This is a genomic window from Sediminispirochaeta smaragdinae DSM 11293, from assembly GCF_000143985.1.
Classification (GTDB): domain Bacteria; phylum Spirochaetota; class Spirochaetia; order DSM-16054; family Sediminispirochaetaceae; genus Sediminispirochaeta; species Sediminispirochaeta smaragdinae.
The window spans coordinates 48,719-73,672 of record NC_014364.1 but is presented as its reverse complement, the minus strand read 5'-3'; the positions used below and the strand labels follow the sequence as shown (position 1 = coordinate 73,672).

At 49.3% G+C, this 24,954-nt stretch carries 20 protein-coding genes; 6 read left to right on the top strand and 14 right to left on the bottom strand.

The window, feature by feature from the left end:
* Positions 1–172: 172 nt before the first annotated feature.
* Positions 173–1,180 (top strand): substrate-binding domain-containing protein, encoded by a 1,008-nt coding sequence (locus SPIRS_RS00325; RefSeq protein WP_013252690.1) that lies wholly within the window; start codon positions 173–175, stop codon positions 1,178–1,180.
* Between the two features lie 9 nt (positions 1,181–1,189).
* Here SPIRS_RS00325 and sufU read toward each other — a convergent pair whose 3' ends face one another.
* The 7 genes from sufU to pyk all read right to left on the bottom strand — a co-directional run bounded on the left by sufU (position 1,190) and on the right by pyk (position 8,673).
* Positions 1,190–1,654, bottom strand: a complete 465-nt coding sequence (gene sufU / locus SPIRS_RS00320; RefSeq protein ID WP_013252689.1) for a Fe-S cluster assembly sulfur transfer protein SufU — start codon at positions 1,652–1,654, stop codon at positions 1,190–1,192.
* On the bottom strand, positions 1,651–2,931 hold the full coding sequence (locus SPIRS_RS00315) for an aminotransferase class V-fold PLP-dependent enzyme (RefSeq protein WP_245537781.1): 1,281 nt from the start codon (positions 2,929–2,931) through the stop codon (positions 1,651–1,653). The genes sufU and SPIRS_RS00315 overlap by 4 nt, the downstream gene beginning before the upstream one ends.
* 1 nt (position 2,932) lies before the next feature.
* Positions 2,933–4,222 (bottom strand): SufD family Fe-S cluster assembly protein, encoded by a 1,290-nt coding sequence (locus SPIRS_RS00310; RefSeq protein ID WP_013252687.1) that lies wholly within the window; start codon positions 4,220–4,222, stop codon positions 2,933–2,935.
* Positions 4,222–5,640: a Fe-S cluster assembly protein SufB gene (sufB, locus tag SPIRS_RS00305; protein ID WP_013252686.1), complete on the bottom strand. Its 1,419-nt coding sequence runs from the start codon at positions 5,638–5,640 to the stop codon at positions 4,222–4,224. Before sufB ends, SPIRS_RS00310 begins: the two co-directional genes overlap by 1 nt.
* The gene (sufC, locus tag SPIRS_RS00300) at positions 5,633–6,439 is read right to left on the bottom strand and encodes a Fe-S cluster assembly ATPase SufC (RefSeq protein ID WP_013252685.1); all 807 of its coding nucleotides are present in this window, start codon (positions 6,437–6,439) and stop codon (positions 5,633–5,635) included. The genes sufB and sufC overlap by 8 nt, the downstream gene beginning before the upstream one ends.
* Before the next feature lie 18 nt (positions 6,440–6,457).
* Positions 6,458–6,760, bottom strand: a complete 303-nt coding sequence (locus SPIRS_RS00295) for a metal-sulfur cluster assembly factor (protein ID WP_013252684.1) — start codon at positions 6,758–6,760, stop codon at positions 6,458–6,460.
* Positions 6,761–6,906: 146 nt separating this feature from the next.
* On the bottom strand, positions 6,907–8,673 hold the full coding sequence (gene pyk / locus SPIRS_RS00290) for a pyruvate kinase (protein WP_013252683.1): 1,767 nt from the start codon (positions 8,671–8,673) through the stop codon (positions 6,907–6,909).
* An 87-nt stretch (positions 8,674–8,760) separates the two neighbouring features.
* Here pyk and SPIRS_RS00285 point away from each other — a divergent pair, with 87 nt between their 5' ends.
* Positions 8,761–10,560, top strand: a complete 1,800-nt coding sequence (locus SPIRS_RS00285) for a methyl-accepting chemotaxis protein (RefSeq protein ID WP_013252682.1) — start codon at positions 8,761–8,763, stop codon at positions 10,558–10,560.
* Between the two features lie 6 nt (positions 10,561–10,566).
* On the opposite strand, the gene SPIRS_RS00280 is transcribed toward SPIRS_RS00285, so the two are convergent.
* From SPIRS_RS00280 to SPIRS_RS00260, 5 genes are all read right to left on the bottom strand, one after another.
* The gene (locus SPIRS_RS00280) at positions 10,567–11,484 is read right to left on the bottom strand and encodes a sensor histidine kinase (protein WP_013252681.1); all 918 of its coding nucleotides are present in this window, start codon (positions 11,482–11,484) and stop codon (positions 10,567–10,569) included.
* 56 nt (positions 11,485–11,540) lie between these two features.
* Positions 11,541–12,962, bottom strand: coding sequence for a xylulokinase (locus SPIRS_RS00275; protein WP_013252680.1), 1,422 nt, complete (start codon positions 12,960–12,962; stop codon positions 11,541–11,543).
* Between the two features lie 14 nt (positions 12,963–12,976).
* Positions 12,977–13,945 (bottom strand): ABC transporter permease subunit, encoded by a 969-nt coding sequence (locus SPIRS_RS00270; protein WP_013252679.1) that lies wholly within the window; start codon positions 13,943–13,945, stop codon positions 12,977–12,979.
* Positions 13,946–13,968: 23 nt separating this feature from the next.
* Positions 13,969–15,501, bottom strand: a complete 1,533-nt coding sequence (locus SPIRS_RS00265) for a sugar ABC transporter ATP-binding protein (protein ID WP_013252678.1) — start codon at positions 15,499–15,501, stop codon at positions 13,969–13,971.
* Positions 15,502–15,587: 86 nt separating this feature from the next.
* Positions 15,588–16,541, bottom strand: a complete 954-nt coding sequence (locus SPIRS_RS00260) for an ABC transporter substrate-binding protein (protein ID WP_013252677.1) — start codon at positions 16,539–16,541, stop codon at positions 15,588–15,590.
* A gap of 230 nt (positions 16,542–16,771) precedes the next feature.
* On the opposite strand from SPIRS_RS00260, the gene SPIRS_RS00255 reads away from it, so the two are divergent.
* From SPIRS_RS00255 to SPIRS_RS00240, 4 genes are all read left to right on the top strand, one after another.
* Positions 16,772–17,923, top strand: a complete 1,152-nt coding sequence (locus SPIRS_RS00255; protein ID WP_013252676.1) for a LacI family DNA-binding transcriptional regulator — start codon at positions 16,772–16,774, stop codon at positions 17,921–17,923.
* 60 nt (positions 17,924–17,983) lie between these two features.
* Positions 17,984–18,628: a deoxynucleoside kinase gene (locus tag SPIRS_RS00250; protein ID WP_013252675.1), complete on the top strand. Its 645-nt coding sequence runs from the start codon at positions 17,984–17,986 to the stop codon at positions 18,626–18,628.
* Between the two features lie 41 nt (positions 18,629–18,669).
* Positions 18,670–20,541: a YgiQ family radical SAM protein gene (locus SPIRS_RS00245; RefSeq protein WP_245537654.1), complete on the top strand. Its 1,872-nt coding sequence runs from the start codon at positions 18,670–18,672 to the stop codon at positions 20,539–20,541.
* 70 nt (positions 20,542–20,611) lie between these two features.
* Positions 20,612–21,949: an APC family permease gene (locus tag SPIRS_RS00240; protein WP_013252673.1), complete on the top strand. Its 1,338-nt coding sequence runs from the start codon at positions 20,612–20,614 to the stop codon at positions 21,947–21,949.
* Between the two features lie 50 nt (positions 21,950–21,999).
* Here SPIRS_RS00240 and SPIRS_RS00235 read toward each other — a convergent pair whose 3' ends face one another.
* Both SPIRS_RS00235 and SPIRS_RS00230 read right to left on the bottom strand, forming a co-directional pair.
* A complete protein-coding gene (locus SPIRS_RS00235; RefSeq protein ID WP_013252672.1) occupies positions 22,000–22,869 on the bottom strand; it encodes an MBL fold metallo-hydrolase in 870 nt (289 codons plus the stop codon).
* A gap of 58 nt (positions 22,870–22,927) precedes the next feature.
* Positions 22,928–24,952 carry a glycoside hydrolase family 31 protein gene (locus SPIRS_RS00230; protein WP_013252671.1) on the bottom strand — a complete coding sequence of 675 codons (2,025 nt, stop codon included), beginning with the start codon at positions 24,950–24,952 and terminating at the stop codon, positions 22,928–22,930.
* Between the last annotated feature and the right edge of the window lie 2 nt (positions 24,953–24,954).

Below are 24,954 nucleotides of genomic sequence, written 5' to 3'. Positions count from 1 at the left end.
AATGCTTTTTTTCAGCTGTCAAGTTTTATTTTTTGGTAGTTTTCGGCACAAAAAATGCCTATATACGAATATTTGCAAAGTAAAAGGTGGTAAAATTTTTACTATTTTATTGCTAAAATATAACTCCGCGGATATACTTAGATAGCAAAAAATGGAAAAGGACTTATACGGAGTGAAAGTAACACTGAAAGATATTGCAAATTATGCCGAGGTTTCCAGTGCCACGGTCTCGCTTGTTCTCAACAACAAGGGAAACATCAGTCCGGAGACCAGAGACCGTGTACTGAAAGCGATACGCCATTTTGATTACAATAAGAGCCATGGCCCGGCATCACAGCAACGGACCATAAAATTCTTAAAGATTGCCAAACATGGCCAGGTCATCAACCGCGATCACGATGTGTTCATTGCCGACTATCTCGACGGCCTCACTTCGGGGGCACAGGAACTTGACTACAAACTTGAGGTGGTTTCCTTTGCCCATACCTCTGTAGCCGATATCATCGCCAGCGCACTGCAGGAACCATCAATTTCAGGGGCAATTGTTCTTGCCACGGAATTAAACCGGGATGATATGCTGCTTTTTTCCACCACTACCATTCCTATAGTCTTCATCGATACCTACAACGAATATCTACCCTTTGATTTTGTGGATATGGATAACAAGAGTTCTATCTATAAGGCTTTTATCTATCTAAAAGAGCTCGGGTTTCCGGAAATCGGTTTTGTCGCCAGTTATTCCGATATCTCAAACTTTAGAATTCGTGAAAACGCATATAAAGAAAGCATTTCGTATTATCCGGACATGAATCCGGATATTATTTCCGTCGAATCAACCTTTCACGGAGCGTATCGCGATATGAACGCTTACCTGGAAGAACATAAAAAACTTACGCATAAAGCCTATATTTGTTCCAACGATATCATGGCCCTTGGCACGATAAAAGCGCTCAAAGAGCACGGTTTTAGAATTCCGGAAGATGTATCGCTGCTGGGTTTCGACAATCTCCCTCAGTCTGCCCAGGCCGATCCCCCTCTTTCCACCATAGAGGTATCGAAACGGGATATCGCCAGCATAGCCGTCAAACAGCTTCACAACCGCATTGAGGCACCCGGAAGCCCCACGGTTCGCTCGCTTGTAGGCGGCGCCTTGATTCTCCGGGAAAGTATCAGGCGCTAATAGAGGGAACTATCGATCTACTTCCGAATACGCTCGCTCTTGCTGCCGCAAAAGCTTAAGAGCCCCCTGCCAGGCCAGGGCCGCACACTTTACGCGAACAGGAAGGCGGGCAATCCCGGCAAGCGCAGAGATATCCCCCAAATCTTCCAAAACATGGGGATCACGCTCTCCCCGAAAGACCGAGAGCACACGTTCCGCTATGCGAATGGCCTCTCCGCGGCTCTTACCCGAAAGCAGTTCGACCATCATGGAGGTGGACGACTGACTGATGGAACATCCTTTTCCCTCAAACCGGAATTCCAGAGGCTCTGAGCCATCGGACGAAATCCCACCACGTATACTGAGACGTACGGTATCACCACATGAAGGATTTTCCAGCATGACAGCATCCGGACCGAGGGCACCAAAGTGCCGTGGCCGCGTATAGTGATCGTAGATAATCTCGCGATCGACCTCTCTTTCAATAGTGCTCATACTATCGCTCCTCGGCGTGCCGCATCTGTTAGACGTTTGATAAGCGCGTCCGCATCGGCCCGTGTGGAATAGGCGTGAAAACTAACGCGGCAGCTGGAGAGAAGCCCCAGTTTGTCGGAAAGGGGATGGGCGCAATGCTTTCCGGCACGTACGGCGATACCGCCGCGATCAAGAAAGGCAGCCAAATCGTGAGCATGGACCCCATCCAGGGTAAAGGGAAAGAGCCCAGCTCGAAGGCGGGGTGCACCATGGACCGTCACTCCCGGTATCGCTTCAAGCCTTTCTATTGTATAGGCGGCCAAAGAGGCGGTCCATGTATCGATCCATGCAGGATCCAGCCTTTGCATATAATCAAGAGCCGCTTCGAGTCCTACCACCCCTTCCACATGTGGGGTACCGGCCTCGAACTTCCAGGGCAGTTCATTGACGGAAAAACCGTGAAGGCCTACCGCGGAGATCATCTCTCCCCCGCCCTGCCACGGGGGAAGGCTTTCTAAAAGCTCTTGGCGTCCATAAAGACAGCCGATTCCCATGGGAGCAAAGGCCTTATGGCCGGAAAATGCCAGAAAATCCGCGCCAAGGGCTTTTACATCAATGGGCATATGGGGAAGAGATTGGGCCGCATCAACGGCCAAAAGCGCCCCCCGGGCATGCACCATGGGAGCTATCTGTCCTATGGGGTTTATCGTACCCAGAAGGTTAGAGATGTGTGTAAGAGAGACCAGCTTGGTCCGCGGGCTCAACAGGCGGTCCAGATCGGATAGCTCAAGATCGCCGGCTTCGTTCAAAGGAAGAAATTTGAGAACAACCCCATAGTTTTGAGCGGCCATATGCCAGGGCACAATGTTCGCGTGATGCTCCATTTCGCTTAAGATGATCTCATCCCCGGCTTCCAGTCTGCGACATAGGCTGGAGGCCAAAAGGTTGAAGGATTCCGTTGTTCCTCGGGTAAAGATGATCTCCCGGCTGGATGCAGCGCCGATATAATCGGCAACCGCTGCCCTCCCCGACTCCAAGGCCGCTGTTGCTTCCTCTCCCAGTCGATGGATGGAACGGTGGACGTTGGCGTTTGTGTTTTCGTAGTAGTCGACAATCGCATCGATCACGACTCTGGGCTTTTGTGAAGTGGCAGCCGAGTCGAGATAGACCAGAGGGGCCCCCTGCTTAGTCGGGCCAGCGGTCAGAATGGGGAAATCTTCACGGATACCTTGAGCTTTGGCATCGGCAGCATCAAAGGCAGCACCTTTCAAAAAACCTCTGGCTCCGGTTTGTATCATATTAGCCACGAGCAACCTCCGATTCGGTCTCTAGAGCATCTTCTATAAGAGATTCCAGGGTATCGGTCAGCTCGGAAGGCGTTCTTTCAAGGATAAGGCCGAGAACACCTTCGGCGATAAGGGCCTTTGCCTCACCTATCTCGATCCCACGACTGGCCAGGTAGAAAAGCTCCTCAGGACTGATGGTGCCGACAGTGGAACCATGACTGGCAGTCAGATCATTCGTATCGATCGCAAGTTCCGGCAAACTTACTGCCTTGGCATGTGGAGAAAGGCTCAGAGTCTTTGTAGAAAGATAGGCATCGGTACCGATACCGGACTCCTTCACCTCAATGAGACCGTGGGAAATAGCCTTGCCGCTTCCATCCGCCACGGCATCCAGGCGAGAACGGGACCAGGTAAAAGGTGCAATATGACGCTGTGTCACTGAAATATCAACATGGCTCTTGTCTGGAGATGCATAAGCCGCGGCAAAATCGAAACGGGAGGCCCGCCCCTCCAGGCGGGCAAGAATTGTACTCTTTGACACGCCAACCCCAAAGATGCCACGGCTCCAGCGGAGTTCCGCTTTCTCTTCCAAAATGGCAACCGGATAGTCAAGGAATCGAGCCCTGTGACTGAGGTGCTCAAGCTCAAAAAGGTCCAGACGGGCGTTTCGTTCAAGATCGACAAAAAGAGCGGGAGAGAGAAAAAGACGCGTTTTTCGGCCGTCGGGAGTACGCCAGCACAGGGTAAGGCGAAGCTGTGCCGCCTCCCCTATCTTCAGAAAAAAAAGAGGAGCCGCATAGAAATCGGGCCGACCATCCACCCAATCCAAAAGGATTGGACCTGCAAGATTCACGCCAGGTGCTATCGAAAGGCTCATTACCGGTGCCGCTTCGGCAAAGAGCCGGGCATGGAGTTTGTCCGACAGATCAGCGGCTTCTAGAAAACGGGCGCCCCACTCGGGGGCCGCTCCAAAAGAGAGTTCAATTCCCCGGCTTTCTATGGTTTGCTTATCAAAGTCGGGTTTGCCGTCCACAAAACGAAGGACAGCAGCATAGCGGTCATCATCAATAGCACCGGACGCTGTGACCTGCGGGCCAGAAGAGGTATCAGCGGTATCCCAGGCATGCTCTTCCCAATCCTGTTCTGCAGTAAAGGTTTCCGCCTCAAAAAGCGAGACCGGGCTATTCTTCCACTGGGGGTTCTTTCTTCCCGGCCAGGGAAGCTGCTTCCAGGCAGCATCCGCTTTGTTTTTGTGCTCGCTCAGCCAGGAAAGCCGGGTAGCCTCCATCGTCCTTTCGTTCATTATCCTACCGCTCCTTCCATCTCAAGATCGATGAGACGATTAAGCTCTACCGCATATTCCATGGGGAGCTCCCGAACAAGAGGATCGATGAAGCCGGCTACAATCATTTTAGCGGCCTCTTCCTCATCTATTCCCCGGCTCTGAAGGTAGAAAAGTTCTTCCTCTGATATTTTCGACACCTTTGCCTCATGCTCCATCCGTACATCGTCAGTCTGAATATCCATTGTAGGATAGGTATTGCTTGTAGATTTTTCATCCAGGATGAGGGCATCACACTCAACCTTACTTTTCACACCACGCAGATGCGGGGCAACCTTTACAAGTCCACGATAACTGGAGATTCCGCCATCCTTACTGATGGACTTGGAAGTGATGACGCTGGAGGTGTTATTCGCCAGGTGAATCATCTTGCCGCCGGCATCCTGTTCCTGGCCCCGGCCGGCAAAGGCAATCGAAAGGACCTCTCCGTGGGCCCCTTCTCCCGCAAGGACAACGCAGGGGTACTTCATGGTGCTTTTCGAACCGATGTTACCATCTACCCATTCGACGGAGGCTCCCGCATGAGCCTTAGCACGCTGGGTAACCAAGTTGTATACATTGGTCGACCAGTTTTGTATGGTCGAATATCGCACCCTTGCCCCGGGGAGGGCGACGATCTCAACCACCCCGGTATGGAGGGAGTCCTTTGCATATATAGGTGCGGTACAGCCCTCGATATAGTGAACGAAGGCCCCCTCATCCACCACGATCAGAGTACGTTCGAACTGCGCCAGGCTTTTGGTATTGATACGGAAGTAAGCCTGAAGGGGGATATCAACCTTTACCCCTTTGGGCACATAGACAAAGGAACCGCCGGACCAGACGGCAGCGTTGAGGGCCGCAAATTTATTGTCAGTCGAAGGGACAACGGAGGCAAAATACTTACGAAAAAGCTCTTCGTGTTCGCGCTCTCCTGTTTCGGTATCCATAAAAAGAATGCCCTTTGATTCAAAATCTTTCCGGATCTTGTGATACACCATCTCGGAATCATACTGGGCGCCCACCCCGCCTAAAAATCGGCGCTCCGCCTCCGGGATTCCCAATCGTTCGTAGGTGTCACGGATATCCTGGGGGAGCTCTTCCCAAGAGCCGCTTTGCTCATTCACTGGTTTGGCATAATAGTAGTAATCGTCGAAATCTATTCCCGAGAGGTCTGAACCCCAGCCGGGCATGGGCATCTTGCGAAAAGTTTCCAAAGCAGCAAGTCGAAATTCGAGCATCCAGGCAGCCTCCCCTTTAGCAGCCGAAATCTCTCGTACCACCTCCTCGGAAAGCCCTTTTTTTGTCTTGATGATGGAGTGCTCAGGATAATGAAAGCCTAATTTGTAGGCATCATCACCTATGCCCGCTACCGCTTCCATGGTGTTCGTTTCAGACATGGGCAGCCTGAGACGCTTTCGTCTCCGGGACAAGCGGTGTGCCGCCCGCCTCACCGTAACCTTCCTTAACCCAGTCATAGCCCCGTTCCTCGAGCTCGCGAACAATCTCATTCCCTCCGCTGAGGACCACACGTCCCTGGAACAGGACATGAACGAACTCCGGTGCCAGATAATCCAGGATACGTCGGTAATGGGTGATAATCAGGGCACCAAAATCAGGTCCCCGCATATGGTCGATGCCTGCAGCAACGCTTTTAATGGCATCGATATCCAAACCAGAATCGGTTTCGTCGAAGATAGCCAGTTTTGGCTTCAGCGTAAGCAGCTGGAGGATCTCCGCTCGTTTTTTTTCTCCACCGGAAAATCCATCATTGAGGGAACGGTTCAAAAAAGCCTTATCAAAAGAGAGGCGATCCATGTCAGCACGAACTCCCTTTAAAAAGGAGGAAACACGAAGGTTTTGGCCTTGGGAAAGACGTGTTTCTGCAGCACGCCGCAGAAATTTAGCCATGCTGAGGCCAGGGATCTCCACGGGATATTGAAAGGCAAGAAATAATCCTAAACGTGCTCGTTCATGTACAGGGAGCGCCAGAATATCGGTACCATCCAGATCAATCGTACCTCCGGTCACCTCGTAGCGGGGATTTCCCATGATGACATTCGCCAGAGTCGACTTACCCGAACCGTTGGGCCCCATGAGGGCATGAACCTCACCGCTTTTGAGGATCAGATCAACCCCATTGAGAATGGGCTTTCCATCTATACTGGCGCGAAGCCCCTTTATTGTTAAAACAGACATACCTTCTCCTCCTCTTGCCTATACGGGATAACCAAGGTCCAACCGGGCCTCTTCGTTCATCCGTTCAGGTCCCCACGGAGGGTCCCACACCAGAGTCGTAACGGGCTCTGCAGCAGGATGTAAGGACCGAACAGCCGCTTCGATATCGGCGGTAAGAAGATCGGCCAAAGGACAACCGAAAGATGTAAGGGTAAAATCGATCTCCACTCGCTTTCCTTCGACTTTGACACGATATATCAAGCCGAGTTCCACAACAGAGTAGCCCAGTTCAGGATCAACTACGTCTTCAAGCGCCTTCAACACCGTTTCGGTGTTTATCATGGTATCCCTCCACGCATAAAACATACTAAATAAGTATGAATTTATAATAATCCTTGTCACCGAGGCTGTCAACAAGGAAAAGGGGAAAGAAAATTCTACTGTTACGAATATTGGTGATAAACAGGACTCAATTTTTTACTGTGCCGTCACATAAAGCCTTCGTAAATGATCTTCTCTTTGCCATCAAGAGTCACCAGCTGCCCATCCTCAAAATTGTCCATGGCGTTAGGGACATCGGCTATGATTACAATCTTAGAAGCGATCTTGCGAACCTCCTCGGGAGATAGGGAAAGCTCCCCCTCTATAACAATTCCTCGCAAAGAGGAAAGGCGAGGGAAAAGCTCTTTCCCTATGGAGCCGGTCAACAAAATCTCGGTTCCATCCCAGCGAAGACGATGCTGGGCAAGTTCAAAATTTTCAGCCTTAACAAGAGCCCCGGAACAGCGATCCCCCATACCGGCATGACCTCTATTTAGGATCGTCCCAAGAAAATGGATCTTGATCGTATTGAGGGGTTGAGGAGAGTTAAGAGGAATCCCCGCCGTGGTAACCACACGATCAGGAGGGGCCACATACCCATGCTCACGTGCAAGCCTCAAGGCATTCTGGATCATCATGTCGGAATCTTTCACCGGAGCAGATAAAATCGGAAAAATTCCCCAATGAAGAAGAAGCTGACGATAGCTTTCCTCAGAGGTGGTGACGGCAATAATGAGCTGGTTCGGTCGATAGTTGCTCAGAATTCGAGGAGTATTTCCCCGAAGCGTCGGAGCGACAATTGCGGAAGCATCAATATCGGATGCAACAACATAAGCGGCCCGTGCAATGGTATGACCTATATCTTTCGGACGTTGTACGGTTTCAAACCATTGGGTGCACCGCCGTCGATACTCCTCACTCGTTTCGACAGCCTCGGCAATGCGTCCCATGGTTTCAACCGACCGTACAGGAAACGCACCGCCTGCTGTCTCGCCAGAAAGCATGACAGCATCGGTTCCGTCAAAAATAGCGTTTGCAACATCGGTTAATTCTGCCCTGGTAGGGCTCGGATTGTGAATCATAGAATCAAGCATCTGGGTGGCGGTAATAACGGGCTTCCCTTGCCTCATGCACTTTCCAATGATCCGTTTCTGGGCCAGAGGAATTTGTTCCGTTGAAAGCTGTACCCCAAGATCCCCTCTTGCAACCATCACTCCGTCGGAAATCCGAATGATGTCGTCAATATTATCAAGGCCTTCCTGGTTCTCTATCTTTGCAATGATACGGATAGAAGAATGGTATTGTTTGAGAATCTCACGAATTTCTTCAACATCTTCAGGCCTTCTGATAAAACTGGCTGCAATGTAGTCCATCTGATGCTCGACCGCAAAACGAATGTCCTCACGGTCTTTCTCCGTGATAGCCGGCAAACCAACCTTTACGCCAGGAACATTCACGTTTTTCTTGCTGCCAAGCATTCCGCCGTTACGAATCAAACAACGAATATCAGGACCTGAGACCGCAAGGACTTCCAAATCGATAACCCCATCTGCAATAAAAATATGATCCCCAGCCTCGACCTCGGAGGGTAGATTCTGATAACTCACCGACAGCTCTTCTCTGGTCCCCTCAACGTGACGGGAGGTCAATACGATTTCAAAGCCGCTGTGTAAGGCAAGCTCAGCTTCGCCCTTGACATTCCCAGTCCGGATTTCCGGTCCCTTCGTATCCATCATCAGGGCAACGGGAACAGAAGTCTCCTCCGAAGCACGCCTCATCGATGCTATCCGTTTGGCTTGCTCCTCGTGATTACCATGAGAAAAATTGAACCTGGCAACATTTACCCCCGCTTTGAGAAGTTCCTTCTGTATCGCAAGATCATCACAGGCAGGACCTATCGTCGCCACAATTCTGGTCTTTCTTAGGTATTTCAAAAAATACTCCTTAACTATATGATAAGATAAAAGTTTTCATGGAAAATCGCCACTCTTTCCAATAAGATAATTGTAATAGGAGATGCCATGAATAGTTCGATCCAGTCGATAAAATGGAAATTGCTTGGAAGTTTTTTACTTCTTATTCTCATGTTTGCCAGCATAGAAATCATTACGTTTCGCGGTAATCAGATGAACAGTCAGAAAATCCATGATTTAAAAAATGAACTTCTCCCTGAAACACTCAGCTTCCTGACGATTGAGAAAGACGTAATACAAATTCAACAATGGCTTACAGATATATCGGCAACAAGGGCCGCTCCTGGTTATGATGACGGCTTTAACGAAGCGGAATCCTACTATAATGATGCACAGGAGAGGGTCGATACGTTTATCCAAGTCTATGCATCAAAAGAAGAAAACACCGCAGTCGATACCCTCCGCACCTTTAAACAAGACCTTGATGCGTTTTACGATACAGGCAAAGCAATGGCGGAGGCCTACATCAATGGGGGGCCCTCCAAAGGAAATCCGATGATGGGCGAATTTGACCCGGTGGCCGAACGTCTTTCCCGCACCATGCGGGATCTGGTGGACAGCCATACGGCGGGTCTAAATCAAGCCGTTGTCGCAATCGAGGCCAATAATGGCTTTGTTAATCGTCTCACTCTTCTATTAATGGCCGCCATCATATTGATAAGCGCGTTAGTCGCATTCCTATCGATTAGAACCATTCACGTGGGGCTCCTACAGGTCATGCAGTATGCCCAGAATCTTTCCATCGGTTCCTTCACTTTGGAAACCGAGTTCCACCGAAAGGATGAGTTCGGTCAACTGATACGTCATTTCAATGAGGGATTCGCAACCGTCAGATCTCTCATCGTCAGCGTTAAGGAATCCGCAGATGCAAGTTCCGCGGTAAACACCACGCTCAGGACCTCCACCGACGAAGTATCGGCATCGGTTACGGAAATACGTGCCAACACCGAATCAATCGGACACCATATAGAACGGCAAACCGGACTGGTTTCAGAATCGAGTAGCGCCGTCGAACAGATTAGAACCAATATTCAAGATATGACCAACCAGGTCGAGCAACAGGCCGGTGCCGTCATCCAATCGTCGGCCGCCGTTGAGGAGATGGCAGCATCCATAGCAAATGTTGCCCGAATATCACAAAATCGGCAACAGGAAATTCCCGAACTGATCTCCGTTATTGAACAAACCGACAGCAACATCGAATCAACTGGCATGGTCATTGATAATGTTGCCGCCCTCTCAACACAAATGCTTGAAGTAATCGGTGTCATCAATAATATTTCAACGCAGACCAATCTTCTAGCCATGAATGCTGCCATTGAGGCTGCTCATGCGGGAGAAGCGGGAAAGGGATTTTCCGTTGTGGCCGATGAGATCAGAAAACTTGCAGAAGAAACATCGTCCAATTCCAAGCAAATTGCCGAAACATTAGGCAAAGTAAATGCGATCATACAAGAGGCCCAGGAATCGGCGCAGGAAAACAAGACCTCCTTTGCCCGGCTCCGTTTGGGAGTTACCAATCTAGCCAATTCCTTTCAGGAAGTCTCCTCCACCATGGGAGAAATCAATACCGGGGCGGATGAAATCAATATCGCAATAAATGAGCTTACGGAAATAACAGAATCCATCAAGTCAGCCTCTTCGGAAATCAATAACGGTGCAGGTGAAATTGCAGAATCGATGGATGGCCTACAGGGAGTAAGCAGTGAGATCCTTCTGGGAATCAGGGAGATTAGCGCGGGTGTTCAAGAGGTTACCGGTTCGATGGTCACATTACAGGAACTCTTTTCAGAATCTGTCGAGGCCGTAGATAGGATCGAAGATAACCTGAAACGTTTTTCCATTTGAGAAGATCTATTGAAACGGGAAGGATATTGAAATGCAGGTTCCCTCTTCCCGTTCCAGTTGAACGGTACCGTCAAGCTGAGTGGTAAGCGCTTTAATCATTCGAAGGCCTAAATCCGAGGTACCTTCAAAATCGACATGAGCAGGGATTCCTGTTCCGTTGTCTTCAAAGCGAATCAAGACCTGTCCGGATTCCAGCTCTGCATGCACACGAATATGTCCACGTGTCGCATCGGAAAAAGCGTATTTCATGCTGTTTGTCAAAAGTTCGTTGACGATAATTCCAACCAAGGAAAGACGTTTTGCATCCAGCTCAAAATTTCCGATACTCTTCTCAACCTCGACCGAATCACTATTGGGAAAGGTCGCAAGAATCTGATCGATTAGCAAGGGAAGATATTGATCAATAGGACAAGCATCGACATTCTCGCCCCTGTACAGTTTATCGTACAAAATCATCATGCTTCGAACACGATTTTCCGCCTCCTCGATTGAGGTTCTTGCCGGTGACGAACCCAATGTTTCGGCTTGAAGCGAAAGAAAGCTAAGTATCGTGGACATATTATTTTTGATCCTATGGTGCACCTCTCTCAGTATCATCTCTTTTTCCTGAAGGAGCGCCTCCACCTTAGTCTGATTCTTTCTCCACTCGACAAGGATAGAACGAATCCCCACAATTCCCACAAAAACGAGCATTGATAGCAAAAGCCCAATTGCTTCATATAGGGGTTCCCCCATCGTAGCGGCCCCTAAAAGCCCGCTCGAAAGCGAAACGATTCGTCGGACGCTCATGAGAATCAAAGCGAGAGATATACAAATCCAGGAATATCGTAATCCGGTCACTCGAATGAGAAATAGCGCATAGGCAGCCGCCATTAATTGAAACACAATAGAAAACCACAAAATGACAACGGTGTTATCAGCCATGAAATATCCACTCCATGACTTCCATTATAGCGGTATCAGCTCAGAATTGCCCGGATTTAGAAAATTTTATAATAGAGGTCCTGTTGTTTTTGGAAATACTCTTTCATCCACGAGTAGCTTTCGGCATGCTCGCAATCAAAGCCAAAGGAGGGCGAAAGCCGTTCCCCGATAGCTTCCGCAGCCATAAGGGCGGCTCCCCGTGCCGAACTATCGGTCTGCTGAGAAACCAATAGGTCTCGTTCCAGCATTGCAGCAAGAACTTTTCGCCAGAAGGGAAACCTGGCGCTACCGCCTACGAGGCGCAGCTGGCTAATTGAAGAATTTCCCGCCGAGAGGAGGGTATCAAGGCCGAGGCGGATAGTTGAGGCCACTCCCAGCAGTGCCGCCAGGGCAAGATCCTCCCGTTGATGATGGAGCGAAAGTCCTATCCATGCCCCCCGTGCATCAGGGTTCATATGAGGCGTTCGTTCTCCGGAAAGATAGGGAATAAAGATAAGATCCGACGGAGTCCCAAGTCCCCGTCGTTCCAGAGAACGATAAAGATCCTGCCAGGAAAAGCCCAGTTGACGCCGTACCCATTCAAGCGCAAGACCGCCGTTCATCATTGCAGCGATCCGATACCGTGAGCCAGGTCGTACTCCCTCAAAAAGATTGAGGTTCATGACCGTATGAATGCCACGCTCCGCCATCGGAACACCGATCTGGGCGGCCGTTCCGATAGAAATTTGTGCGGTCCCGGGATCATGCAAATCTGTTCCGAAGAAAGCGGCTGGGGTATCACCCGCCCCCAACGCTACAGGGATTCCGGGAGGAAGGCCAAATCGACGAGCGGCATCATCGCTGACAAAGCCTGCAATACTATTGCCTGCCCGAATTTGAGGAAGTTGGGTCATATCAAGCCCAATCGCTCGAACCAGTTCTGCATGCCAGCCTTGTATCGAGAAATCATACAATAGTGTTCCACTTGCATCGGAATAATCGGTCAGACGATCTCCCGTCAGCGTAGCCCTAATAAAATCCTTTGGCATACACGCAATATCAATCTTGGCAAAGAGTCCGGGCATCTGGTCCCTAAGCCATAAAAGAATCGGTCCGGCCATTCCGGCAGAGGGGGGATTTCCCAGCTTCGAAAGGGTTTGCTCGGAAAAGGTCTTGTAGTAGGGCAAGGTTTCCGCCGCCCGCTGATCCGCCCAGGTAATGGCCGACCCCAAAGCAACAGGTGCGGTTCCGCTCATTCCCGAGCACGGAACAATGCCATGCATCTGGCCGGAGAGCCCTATGGCTTTCACTCCTTCCACCCCGGGAAGCTCCCGGATACATGAAGACAAGGCCGCAAGCCAGATATCCGTGTCAATCTGTGCCCAGCCGCTATGGGGAGATGAGACCTCATAAGAGCGAGAGACGGTATGCTCAGCCCCATCCGGCCCGAGAAGCATAAGCTTCACCGAACCGGTCCCCAGATCGATGCCTAAATACATGTCGAATATGAACTTCAGACTTTTTTTCGATGGCGAAATCGTTCTATTAATACCGCAACAATAATAACGATGCCACGTACAACCAATTGCCAAAAATAGGAGACATTCATAAGGGTAAGTCCGTTATTCAGCACCGCAATAATCAGGGCCCCCACTAACGTTCCAACAACACTTCCGCTGCCGCCGGAGATGCTGGTTCCCCCCAGGATAACCGAAGCAATGGCATCAAGTTCGTAGCCATTTCCTAAAAGTCCGGATGCACTGTAAAGACGGCTGGCGGTCATGATCCCACCAAGTCCGGAAAGCAGGCCGCTCATGGCATACACAAAAACAAGGACAAAACTTACGTTGATACCGGTTAGCCGAGCGGCAGTTGGGTTTCCTCCTACGGCATAAATATGTACACCGAGAACGGTTTTTCTTAGGATAAACCACATGATGGCAATGACCGCGAGGGCTATAATGGCCAGCCAGGGGAAGGGGCCGAGATAGGCGTTACCGATCCAGGCGAAATTCAAATCATTGTTAATCAATGTGGTACCATTCGCCAAAAGATACGAGGCCCCGCGAAGAGCTGTCATACTTCCCAGGACAACAATAAAGAAGGGTAGCTTTACATAAGCAATCAAAATCCCATTTAGCACACCAAAAAGCAAACCTGTAAGTAATGGGGCGATGACCGTAAAGGCCTGCAAGGAGGGATTCAAAGATACCAAGAGGCTGACCACGGCAGTACTTGCCAAGATAGATCCAACTGATAAATCAATGCCGCCGGTTAAGATAACAAGGGTCATACCGGCTGCAAGCACGATATTAATCGAAGCCTGCCTCAGAATGTTCATGAGATTTGTCGGCCGCAGGAAATTACCGCTTAAAAGTGAAAATAGAATGACAATCACAAGTAAAATCGGAAGAATTCCGAGGCTTTCCCAAATCGCAGAATTCTGCTGCTTTAACTTTGTCGCCAAATTGTTTGAACTCATTTTTTTCTCTCCCCCTCACGAATTCATGCAGAAAAAGTGTAGTCCGGTTTTCGAATGCCCGTTGCATATGCCATAATGATTTCCTGATTGATCTGCTCAGGCCCCCGCAATTCTGCGGTGATTCGCCCTTCGCGCATGACCAGCACCCGTTGAGCAAGGCCCACGACCTCAGGCAGCTCACTTGAAATAAAAACAACGGCAACGCCGTTTTGGGCAATTTCTCCGATCAGCTTATAGATTTCACTTTTGGCTCCCACATCAACACCCCGGGTCGGTTCATCAAGAATCAAAACCCTCGGTTTGATTTGTAACCAACGGGCGAGAAGGAGCTTTTGCTGATTCCCTCCTGAAAGCGAGAGAGCCGCGTTTCTTGGGTTGGAAAGCTTGATGTTCAGCTGCTTTATTGCATGGTCGGTGATGGAGCCGTTTTCTTTCCGATTTAAGATGCCGAAACGCGCCTTCTGCTCCATGATATTCATAACGATGTTTTCCTGACTGCTCATGCCCAGAAAAAGCCCCTCTGTTTTTCGATCTTCCGGCACGTAACCGATTCCCTGGTGAATTGCATCCTTTGGTGAAGTAATCGTCAGTTTTCTCCCTTCGACGATTACTTCGCCCGTTAACGGCTTATCCGCTCCGAATATCAAACGGGCAAGCTCGGTCCGTCCTGAACCAACAAGCCCCGAGAGAGCTAGGATCTCACCTGCCGCAGCTTGAAAGGAAACATCTTTTACCCGTTTGCCGTCCGACACATGCTTAACAACCAGGTAGTTGTCTTCTTTTTTCTCGGCGGTCTGATGTTCGTAGAAATCCTTTAAAGAGCGCCCAACCATCATCTTTACGATGGTTTCATTATCCATATTATCTTTCGTGACTGTTCCGATGTATTGGCCGTCTCGTAAAACGGATACCCTATCCGCTATTACCGAGACCTCTGCGAGACGGTGACTAATATAAACAATGGCCAGGCCCTGTTCCCGAAGGCTGCGGACAAGATCAAAGAGCCTGTCGATCTCCCTCTCGCTTAGTGCTGCTGTGGGCTCATCCATAATCAGCACTCTGCCGTTATGTACAAGGGCACGAGCGATATCAACCTGCTGCTGCTCGGCAACTTTAAGCAGGGAAGCCCTCACTTCCGGTTGGAAAGAGGCGCCAAGTTTTTTCAAAACCTCCTGAGTCCGAATAGCCATCTGGTGTCGGTCTATTACCCCAAAACGATGCGGCTCGCTTCCCATAAAGACGTTCTCCGCCACCGTCAGATTTGTCGCAACGCCAAGCTCCTGATTGATTAGGTTAACCCCAAGTGCCATGGCCTGAAGCGGGTTTTCGGGGGCGACCAACTGCCCGTCTATACGAATTTCTCCTTCGTCAGCCTTATAGACTCCGGCAAGAATCTTCATCAACGTACTTTTTCCAGCACCGTTTTCTCCCATGAGTACATGGACTTCTCCGGCATAAATATCCAGAGAAACCCCGTCCAGTGCCTGTACGCCGGGAAAGCGTTTACTCAGATTCCGGACGGAAAGAATCGGTTCCTTTCGATCTTGTTCATCCATGAAATATCATCCCCCGTAACTAGTATATGGTGGCGGCCTCACTCGGAGGCCGCCACTATCACACTGCATAAGTCCGAACGATAAACCTATTCCGGTTCGGTCCAGCCCTTGTATTCACTAACGTTGTCCCTGGTAATCAATGTGGTCGGGATAAGGATCAGTTTTTCTTTAGGGGGATTCCCCTGTATCACTTCATACGCTACCTGCACGGCCCTCGTCGCCATGGTGTACGGATCCTGTGATGGGGTGGCTACAAAAGAGCTGTTCGTGTCATTAAGCGCAACCACAGCATCGGGAGCACCATCAACGCCGACAACAAACATTTCATCACCGCGTTTAGCCTGTTTGATCGCCAAATCAGCACCAATACCGGTTGGATCATTAATGGCAAAAACCGCATCAATGTTATCATAAGCGGTAAGAAGATCGGTCATGACGCGGAGCCCGCCTTCACGGTTACCACCGGCGTTTTGGTTGTCGGAGAGAATCTTGATTCCAGGATTCTTGGCTAAAACCTCTTTTGCTCCGTTTACCCGGTCGATAACGGCGGATACAGGAGGTCCATTGATAATGACAATGTTTCCCTTCCCCCCAAGCCTCTTTACAATGTATTCTCCAGCCTGGGTACCGGCCTGATAATTATTGGAGGTAACCGTTGCATCGACTCCGCCATCTGCATTTACATCGGCGGCAACCACGATAATACCAGCCTCTTTTGCTTTCCGTACGGCAGGTGCAATTCCTGCGGTGTCGGCCGCATTCAAGATAATAATATCCACACCATTTGCAATGAAATTCTCCATCTGGCTGGTTTGAGTATTGAGATCATAGCCCGACGATTGGACAGTGACCTTTGCATTGGGATCAATTGCCTTTGCTGCATCTTCGACTCCCTTACCCATGGTAAAAAAGAAGGGATTTCCAAGATCGCCGAAGGTAGCCGCCACCTGAAGAACTTTTTCACCTTCTCCCTGACCACCGGCAAACAGTGTTCCGCCAAGCAACATGCCACAAAGCAGTATCAGCACTACTTTTCTCATAAACTCCTCCTTAAAACATTGTTATCATACATTGTAGCTGCATAAACTGCATATTTGTCAAGAAAAAATATTACAAATATGATAATATCATATTACAATTCTGTATACTTAATGCAGTAAAAACATGCATTGATGGAAAAGAACGAAAAAAGCAAGGAGGATCGCTTTTCCGAAGGCATTCAGCTCGCTATACTGAGACGGCGAAACGACAGAAGGAAAGGCAGAGAAAGGTGACAAACAAAGTTGAGCGCATGCAGTTCAAATATCAGTATATCTATGATAAACTTCGAAATCTTCTTGAAAACGGTAGATATCATGCCGGTGACCGCTTGCCGACAGAAGTTGAACTGGCCTCACGCTTTAATGTCTCCCGGCCAACAGTCACCCGTGCGTTGAACGCTCTTCAGGAAGAGGGCATCATTGTTCGAAAAACAGGATCCGGAAGTTTCGTTAACAACCTTCATTCCTACAAAAATAAATTCAACAACCGCATTTTTGGGCTCTTGGTCCCTGGCCTTGGTAAAGGAGAGATTTTCGAACCAATTTGTACGCAAATTGCTGCCAATGCGGAGAAAAATCAATGCTCACTTCTCTGGAGTGGTTCGGAAATCAGAACAACGGAAGCAGCAAAGAGTTTAGTCGATGTTACGCAACGCTATATTGCCCACCACATCGCAGGCGTCTTCTTCGAACCCCTGGAATTGAGCCCCTCTTTCGATCAGATCAATCGGAAAATCATATCAATGTTTCAGGATGCCGGGATTCCTATTGTCCTGATCGACTCGGATTATCTCCCCTTCCCGGAACGAAGCAATCTTGATCTCGTGGGCATCGATAATTTTCGTGCGGCATATATGGCAACCCGCCATTATCTCAGGCATGGAGAAAAACGGATCGATTTCCTCGCTCGTCCATACTCCGCGTATACCATTTCAATCAGATTGAGGGGCTATCGTACCGCTCTCATCGATTATGGAATTATACCTCAAGCAGAATGGATCCACCTGGTCAATCCTGAGGAACTCGAATATATTACCTCTCGTTTCGACCATCCCGAAGCCCCCCCCTTCAATATGATTTGCGCCAATGACGAAACGGCCTCGGCGCTTTTAGGCGCGTGCGAATCCGTCGGTATTTCTGTTCCGGAACATCTCAGGATAGTAGGATTTGACGATGTACATTACGCTCAAATGCTGAGAGTTCCCCTCACAACCATTCATCAATCCGTACAACAAATTGGTAACTTAGCCTTGGAAACCCTCCTCTGGAGGATCGAACATCCGGATGCCCCGGCCCGAACTATTAATGCCGAAACAAGAATGATCATCCGAGAATCCTGCGGCATGACAGGGAAGGCGGAAATTTCTCCCTTCTACAGCTGACCAGTCCCCTTGTTAAGCACTCCCGAAGTGCATAGAGTATAGATCCGGGAGCGCTGAACCATGAAAAAATATGTCGTGCTTGCGGGAAATATCGGTGCGGGAAAATCTACCCTCGTGAGAAAACTTGCCGATCGGCTTGGCTTTAGGCCCTACTACGAGCCAGTGACGGAAAACCCCTACCTCAAAGACTTTTATTCGGATATGAGACGCTGGGCATTCCATTCCCAAACCTTTTTTCTCACCCACCGGGTCAGGACTCATCACCTTTTGGCAGAGGATCCGTTCTCTGTGGTGCAGGATCGTTCCATGTACGAAGATGCAGAGGTCTTTGCCAGAAACCTCTACGAACAGCAATCTATGACAAAGCGAGACTGGGAAACCTACCAGGAACTGTATCATACCCTTATCACCATGCTTCCCCCGCCCGACCTGATCGTCTATCTTAGGGCATCGGTGACAACCTTAAAAAAACGCATTGCCCTTCGGGGAAGGAATTTCGAGGCCTCCATTTCCGACACCTACCTCCAAGGCTTGAATCGGCTCTATGATCGGTGGACTAATGATTTCACTCTTGCCCCGATATTGATAGTTCCCACGGATCGCTTGGATTTTGTGGAGCAGAACAAAGACTTCGAGGCCATTGTCAAAACCATCGAACAGCGACTATTGGATAAACAGGGAATCCTCTTTCCCGTTGGTATGTGACCCCTGTTTATAGCATCGGCTTTCTTCTATACTCAAGTGCAATGCACAAGAACCACGCCGAATTCCTGCCCCTCACAAAGCAGGAATTCGAGGCACAGCACGGAACAGCGTCCCCCGATTTCATCATCGTTTCCGGGGATGCCTATGTCGATCATCCCTCCTTTGGAACAGCCCTTATCGGCCGCCTCCTGGAAAGCCGCGGCTATCGTGTTGCGATCATAGCTCAGCCGGACTGGAGGAACACAGAGGATTTCAGTCGTTTCGGGAGGCCTCGTCTTGCCTTTCTGGTCACCTCCGGAAATCTTGACTCAATGGTCGCAAACTACAGTGCATCACGGCACCCCAGAAGAGAGGACGCCTACTCGCCCGGCGGCAAAGCCGGTCTGCGTCCCGACCGGAGTCTGGTAGTCTATACCAGCCGGATCAGGCAGGCCTTTAAAGGGGTTACCGTCGCACTCGGCGGGCTTGAGGCCTCCCTCAGAAGTCTAAGCCACTACGACTACTGGAGCGATACGATTCGGCGTTCGGTTCTCCTCGATGCTAAGGCCGACTATCTTCTCTACGGGATGTCGGAAACTACGATACTTGCCCTGGCGGCTGCATTAGAGACGGCTGTCGAAAAAGGAAGCCAGCCCAATGTGGAAACGATTCGCGGTTTGGTTCGGGTCGTCGGAAAAAATAATATTGCATATGACAATATCATATCATCACAATATGATGATATCACAGGATCAAAAACTGTTTTCTTGCCCTCTCACGAGGCACTCATCAAGGATGGCACACGTTATGCCGACCATTTTGCACTCCAGATGAAACATGCCGATCCCTACAGCGCCGCAACCCTTATAGAGCCCTGCGGTGATCGCTTCATAGTCCACAATCCTCCTCCCTTTCCCCTCACAACGGAGGAACTTGATGCGGTCTACGAACTACCCTTTTGCCGAAGGGCCCACCCCTCCTATGCAAAGGCCGGAGGCATTCCTGCGCTCCAGGAGGTACGCTTCTCCCTTGTCAGCAGCCGGGGGTGTTTCGGGGGCTGCAGTTTCTGCGCGCTCACCTTTCATCAGGGACGGATCATTACGCCCCGAAGCAAGGAAAGCCTTCTTCGGGAAGCCCAAAAGCTTATAGCCGATCCCGATTTCAAAGGCTACATCCACGATGTCGGCGGTCCCACCGCAAATTTTCACACACCTGCTTGCGAGGGGCAAAAACATCGAGGTGCCTGTAGCAACCGGCAGTGCCTCTTTCCCAAACCCTGCCCATCTCTCAAGGTCGATCATACGGCCTACCTCGATGTACTCAAAAGTCTGAGGAAGCTCCCCGGCGTAAAAAAGGTGTTCATCCGAAGCGGTATTCGTTTCGACTATCTCCTGCTGGATGAAAATAGAAGTTTCTTAAAGGAACTGGTGGCATATCACATCAGCGGGCAGCTCAAGGTTGCTCCCGAACATGCCGGATCGCGAACCCTCGAAGCCATGGGAAAGCCACCGATAGAGGTATATGAACAATTCTCCCGCCTTTTTTACGAAGAAACGAAGCGGATAGGCAAGAAGCAATACCTCATTCCCTACCTGATCGCCGGCCATCCCGGAAGTACCCTCGATGAAGCGGTTGAGTTGGCTCTTTTCCTGAAAAAAAGCGGTTTTATTCCCGACCAGGTACAAGATTTCTACCCCACCCCGGGAACCCTATCCACCTGCATGTGGGCTACCGGCATCGATCCCAGAACCATGAAACCGATCTTCGTCCCGCGAGGTGAAAAAGAACGGCATCTTCAACGCGCCCTGCTTCAATTCAACAGACCGAAAAACTACGACAGGGTTCGCAAAGCCCTTAGACAGGCAGGTAGGAGTGATTTGATCGGATTTGGTCAGACAGCTTTGGTCCCTCCGGAAAGAAACCGACACCCGTAAGCTTGACCCAATGGTGTCGGCATGTAAATATATCTATACATAGAAGCAATATCTTTTCCAGGAGGTTTGTATGTCTCAAAAAGGAACCGGGCTCCACAGGGAGCTTGGCATTCTAGATGTAACGGCAATTACATCGGGTATTATCATCGGTGCCGGTGTATTTATCGTTACCGGAATAGCGGCTCAATTCGCGGGTTCGCTCACCTGGCTCGCCTATGCAATAGGTGCCATCCCTGTTATTCTCGTCGGTATAAGCACAATATTTCTTAACCTTATGCATCCGGTGGAAGGCGGAGAGAGTTATGTGTATCCAACCAGAATCGTTTCGAAGCCTCTTGGCTTTTTATCAGGTTGGGGGATGTGGCTTGCCGTTATCGGTCCGATTGCAATTACAGCACAAGCCTTCATTAATTACCTAAACGCCCTTCCCGGAACATCGGTAGTCTTTCCTGCGACTATTGGTGCGGTTGTAGTTACAATACTATTTTCCCTCATCAATTGGGTCGGCTTAAAAACCGTTAAAATCGTACAGAATGTTCTTTTCCTTTTTATGGTCGCGGGAATACTCATATATATAATTCTAGCCCTTCCCCATATGAAGGGAACAAATATCACAATGGGATCACCCCTGGGTTTTGCCGGAGTCATGAAGGCCACATCGTTGCTCCTTTTTTCCTATGCAGGATTGACCTTGGCAGCAGATCTTGGGGAAGAAGCAAAGAATCCCGCAAAAACCATTACCTGGGGAATTATTCTAGGGATTTTAATTCCCACACTTCTCTATGTTGTATCGGCATTCGTTTCAACAGCAGTGCTTCCCTGGAAGGACTTTGCAGCATCTGAGGCCCCCTATGCTGCGGTAGCTTCTACCTTCATGGGGCCTTTCGGTGTCGTCTTTATCGTTATTGTTGCATGGGCAGCGATTTTGTCATCACATAACGGTGAGCAGGCAGTAGCGGCGCGGGTGTTTTTCGGACTGTCCCGAGATGGAATCTTGGGAGGAAAAACCGCATCGGTAAATAGATTCGGGACACCGACTTTCGGACTCATTGCTACATCGGTACTTGCCATTATCTTGATTATTTCCGGAACGATTCAGCTTGTCGCCGAAATTATTGTAGCGATGTTCCTTTATAATTGGATTATCACACACATTGCTGTCCTGATGGCAAGAAAAAAATTCCCGGAATTAGTCGACAAGCTCCCTGGGATATACAGGAAAAAAGGATTTCTGTGTCTTCCTGTACTTGGACTGGCTGTTTCGGTCTATCTCTTGATCCTTCAGGGCTGGAAGGCTCTCCTGTATGCGGCCGTCTGGATGATAGTCGGCTATCTGGTCTATTTAGTAGGGATCAGCAGAAATAAAAAAGAAATTCTTTCCCGTATGGACAGATGGCCTGAATCATAGACAGGAGATGGGACCGCCTATTGCCCTATTGCTTAGACGGTCCCCCAATATCAGAATCGGTATATATCTCCGGCGTGCATGGGAGAAAAGTTATCGTTAAACGCATGATAAAGCTCAACCTGGGCCTTAAAGCCGGTACAGTGTCCGGCCTTCACCGAATCAATATCCAAGGCCTTCAAGCCTGCAGCCGTTTTTTCGATCTTTTCATCGGAAGATTCAATGAGATGAAACCCCCCAATAATAGATGCAATCTTCCGAACGCCGGTATTTCGAACCCCTTGCTGGACAATATTCACAATTCCTCTGTGCCCACAGCCCGTCATAACGACTAACCCTCTATCTCTTACCACAGCGAAGAGGCTCAGATCATCAACGACAGAATCTTCTGATACATTCCCGTTTCGAATGGTTTTCAATGCCATACCAACCTCTTCATAGTCGGTAAGCATCTGAATCTCTCCACTCGTCATGAGGCCCGGCAGAAGTTCCAATGGATCGGAAACGAGACACAAAACTCCCCCTGCTTCCTCCACCACTTTGTTTTGGTCCTCTCCAGGTACGCCGATATAGCGCAAAAAAGGGTCGGTAATAACATGTACGCGAAAAAGATCGGGATGTGCAACGACAGGAAGGTTTCTTTTCCCCGTCGCTTTGATAATCTCAACGAGGCCTTGGGTGTGATCGTAATGACAGTGGGTCAAAACGATCATATCAATTGATCCAGGTGAAATATTAAGCAATTCCATATTTGTTAAGAGTGCTTTCGGATTTTGTCCGACATCCATGAGAATGTTGACACGTGTCTCACCTCGAACGGCATTGAGAAAAAGAGAAATGCCGTGCTGCCCCAAGTAAGGGGTTTCGTAACCAACGGAATCCTCCGCAACTACGGTGATTGTCAATGCATCAAGTTCTTTCACGTTCTCTCCTTCTCCGGAACTGCACTCATCATACCACATCTTCCGCGTATCAAAGATACTATTCCCGAAAAGCCTTTACCACAATCTCATCACAATCCGGTGATAGAAAAACGGGAATCATATCTAATGGCGCAGAAACCTGAAGATGAACCCCACCTTCATACAAGGTTCCTGTCCACGCATCCATCCATTGCCGATTTTGGGGTAGATAGACACTTCTGCCGACAGCACCCTTTTCATGTACGGGCGCAACAAGGATCTGGGAGCCGAATAGGTATTCGTCCCCGATATCCCAGCACGCCGAATCCTCCGGATAATCGAAAAATAACGGCCGCATCATAGGAAGTCCATCCTGAGAAGTTCGTTCCATTTCCCGGTAGATATACGGCCGTAACGTCTCTCTGATTCTAAGCATCTTTTGCAAAATTCCATAGGCTTTGTCACCGAAGGACCAAACCTCATTGTCCGCACCAGATTCCGTGGGATTTTCCGGCCGGGGATCCCTATTACCATGGAGCCGGCATAAAGGACAGAAAATTCCATATTCGAACCACCGTATAAGCAGTTCCTGAAATCCTTCATCATGGATATTACCCTCCATGAATCCTCCGATATCGGAAGTCCACCACGGGATACCGCTCATACCGACATGCAGGCCTACATGAATCTGGTCGGCAAAGGTCTGCCAATTCGACAAAATGTCCCCAGACCAAAGGGCAGAACCAAAGCGTTGTGTTCCAAGCCAGCCAGAACGGCACAAGAGCACAAAATCCCTCTCACCCTCTGCATATAATGCCTCGGCTATCCCTCTTTGATGGCACAAGGGGTAAAGATTGGCAACGGCTTTCCCATCTCCCAGAGAAAACAAAAGGTTGTCCATATCAAAGGGATATATCTCCGGCTCACAGCCATCCAACCAGTAATTTTTAATCCCCTTGTCGTAATACATCGCCTTCACTTTCTTCCAAAAATAGGTGCGTGCATCAGGATTGGTGGCATCATAATATTGGAGAAAGACCGGTGGAATATCGTTCGTATCAAAGAATGGAAAAAAAAGATTCATTCCTTTTACAGAATCGACCAGGTACCCTTTATTGGATAATTCTTCCGCATGTTTCGACTTAGGATTTATTGCCGGCCATATCGAAGCGACGACGGTTACGTCCTTCTGCCGCAATGTTTCGACCATTGTTTCCGGTGAAGGCCACAAACGCTCATCCCACTCGAAATCCCCCATGCGTGTCCAATGTAAATAATCAATGACGATTGCCGATAAGGGTATTCCCCGTTTTTGGTATTCATCCACAACGTTCAGAACTTCTTCTTGGGAAGCATACCGTAACTTACTTTGCCAAAACCCGGTAGCCCAAAAAGGAAGTTGCGGGGAATGGCCGGTTACATCTGCATACCGTGAATAAATTGTTTTATAATCACCTCCGGTGATGACGTAGTAATCAATTTTCCGCGCCTCCTCCGCTACCCAAGAGGTGCGGTTCTTCACCAATTCGACCTCTCCCAACGACGGATTATTCCATACAAAGCCATACATTTTCGAAGACAGCAGGAAGGGAATCGAGGTCTCGCCATTCTGCTGACATAAGGGAATAACAGCACCTTTATAATTGAACAATCCGTTCCGGTGCTGACCAAGGCCGTAAAATCTTTCTTCGTCATGTGAAAGGAACAATTGTCGTATACTCCAGGCCCCATTTTTTCTTTTGTACGTTCGACTTTTTGGGAAAAGAGTTGGGTTACCAGGCAGCCAGTCGGCTTCCTGAAAAAGCAACCGGCCTGTCTGTACATTCGAAAAGCTAAGCCGTCCTCCCGATGAAATTGCAACCTGAAGATCCCCCGAAGACAGCCGTGCCTTTTCTTTCTCAATCCGTATTGATAAGTCGTTATCGTTTATTGAAGCATGAGAAGCCTCAATGGTATAATAATCTTCCGTACAGGATGGGGCCTGCCAAGCTTGTACCCTAATCACTCCCGGTAATACGGCCTGCACCATTACGGTCTCACGGCCGCCTTTCCAGACTATACCTTCCTTATCCGCAGAAAAAGGAGTCGTGTTTATTTTATTCATGT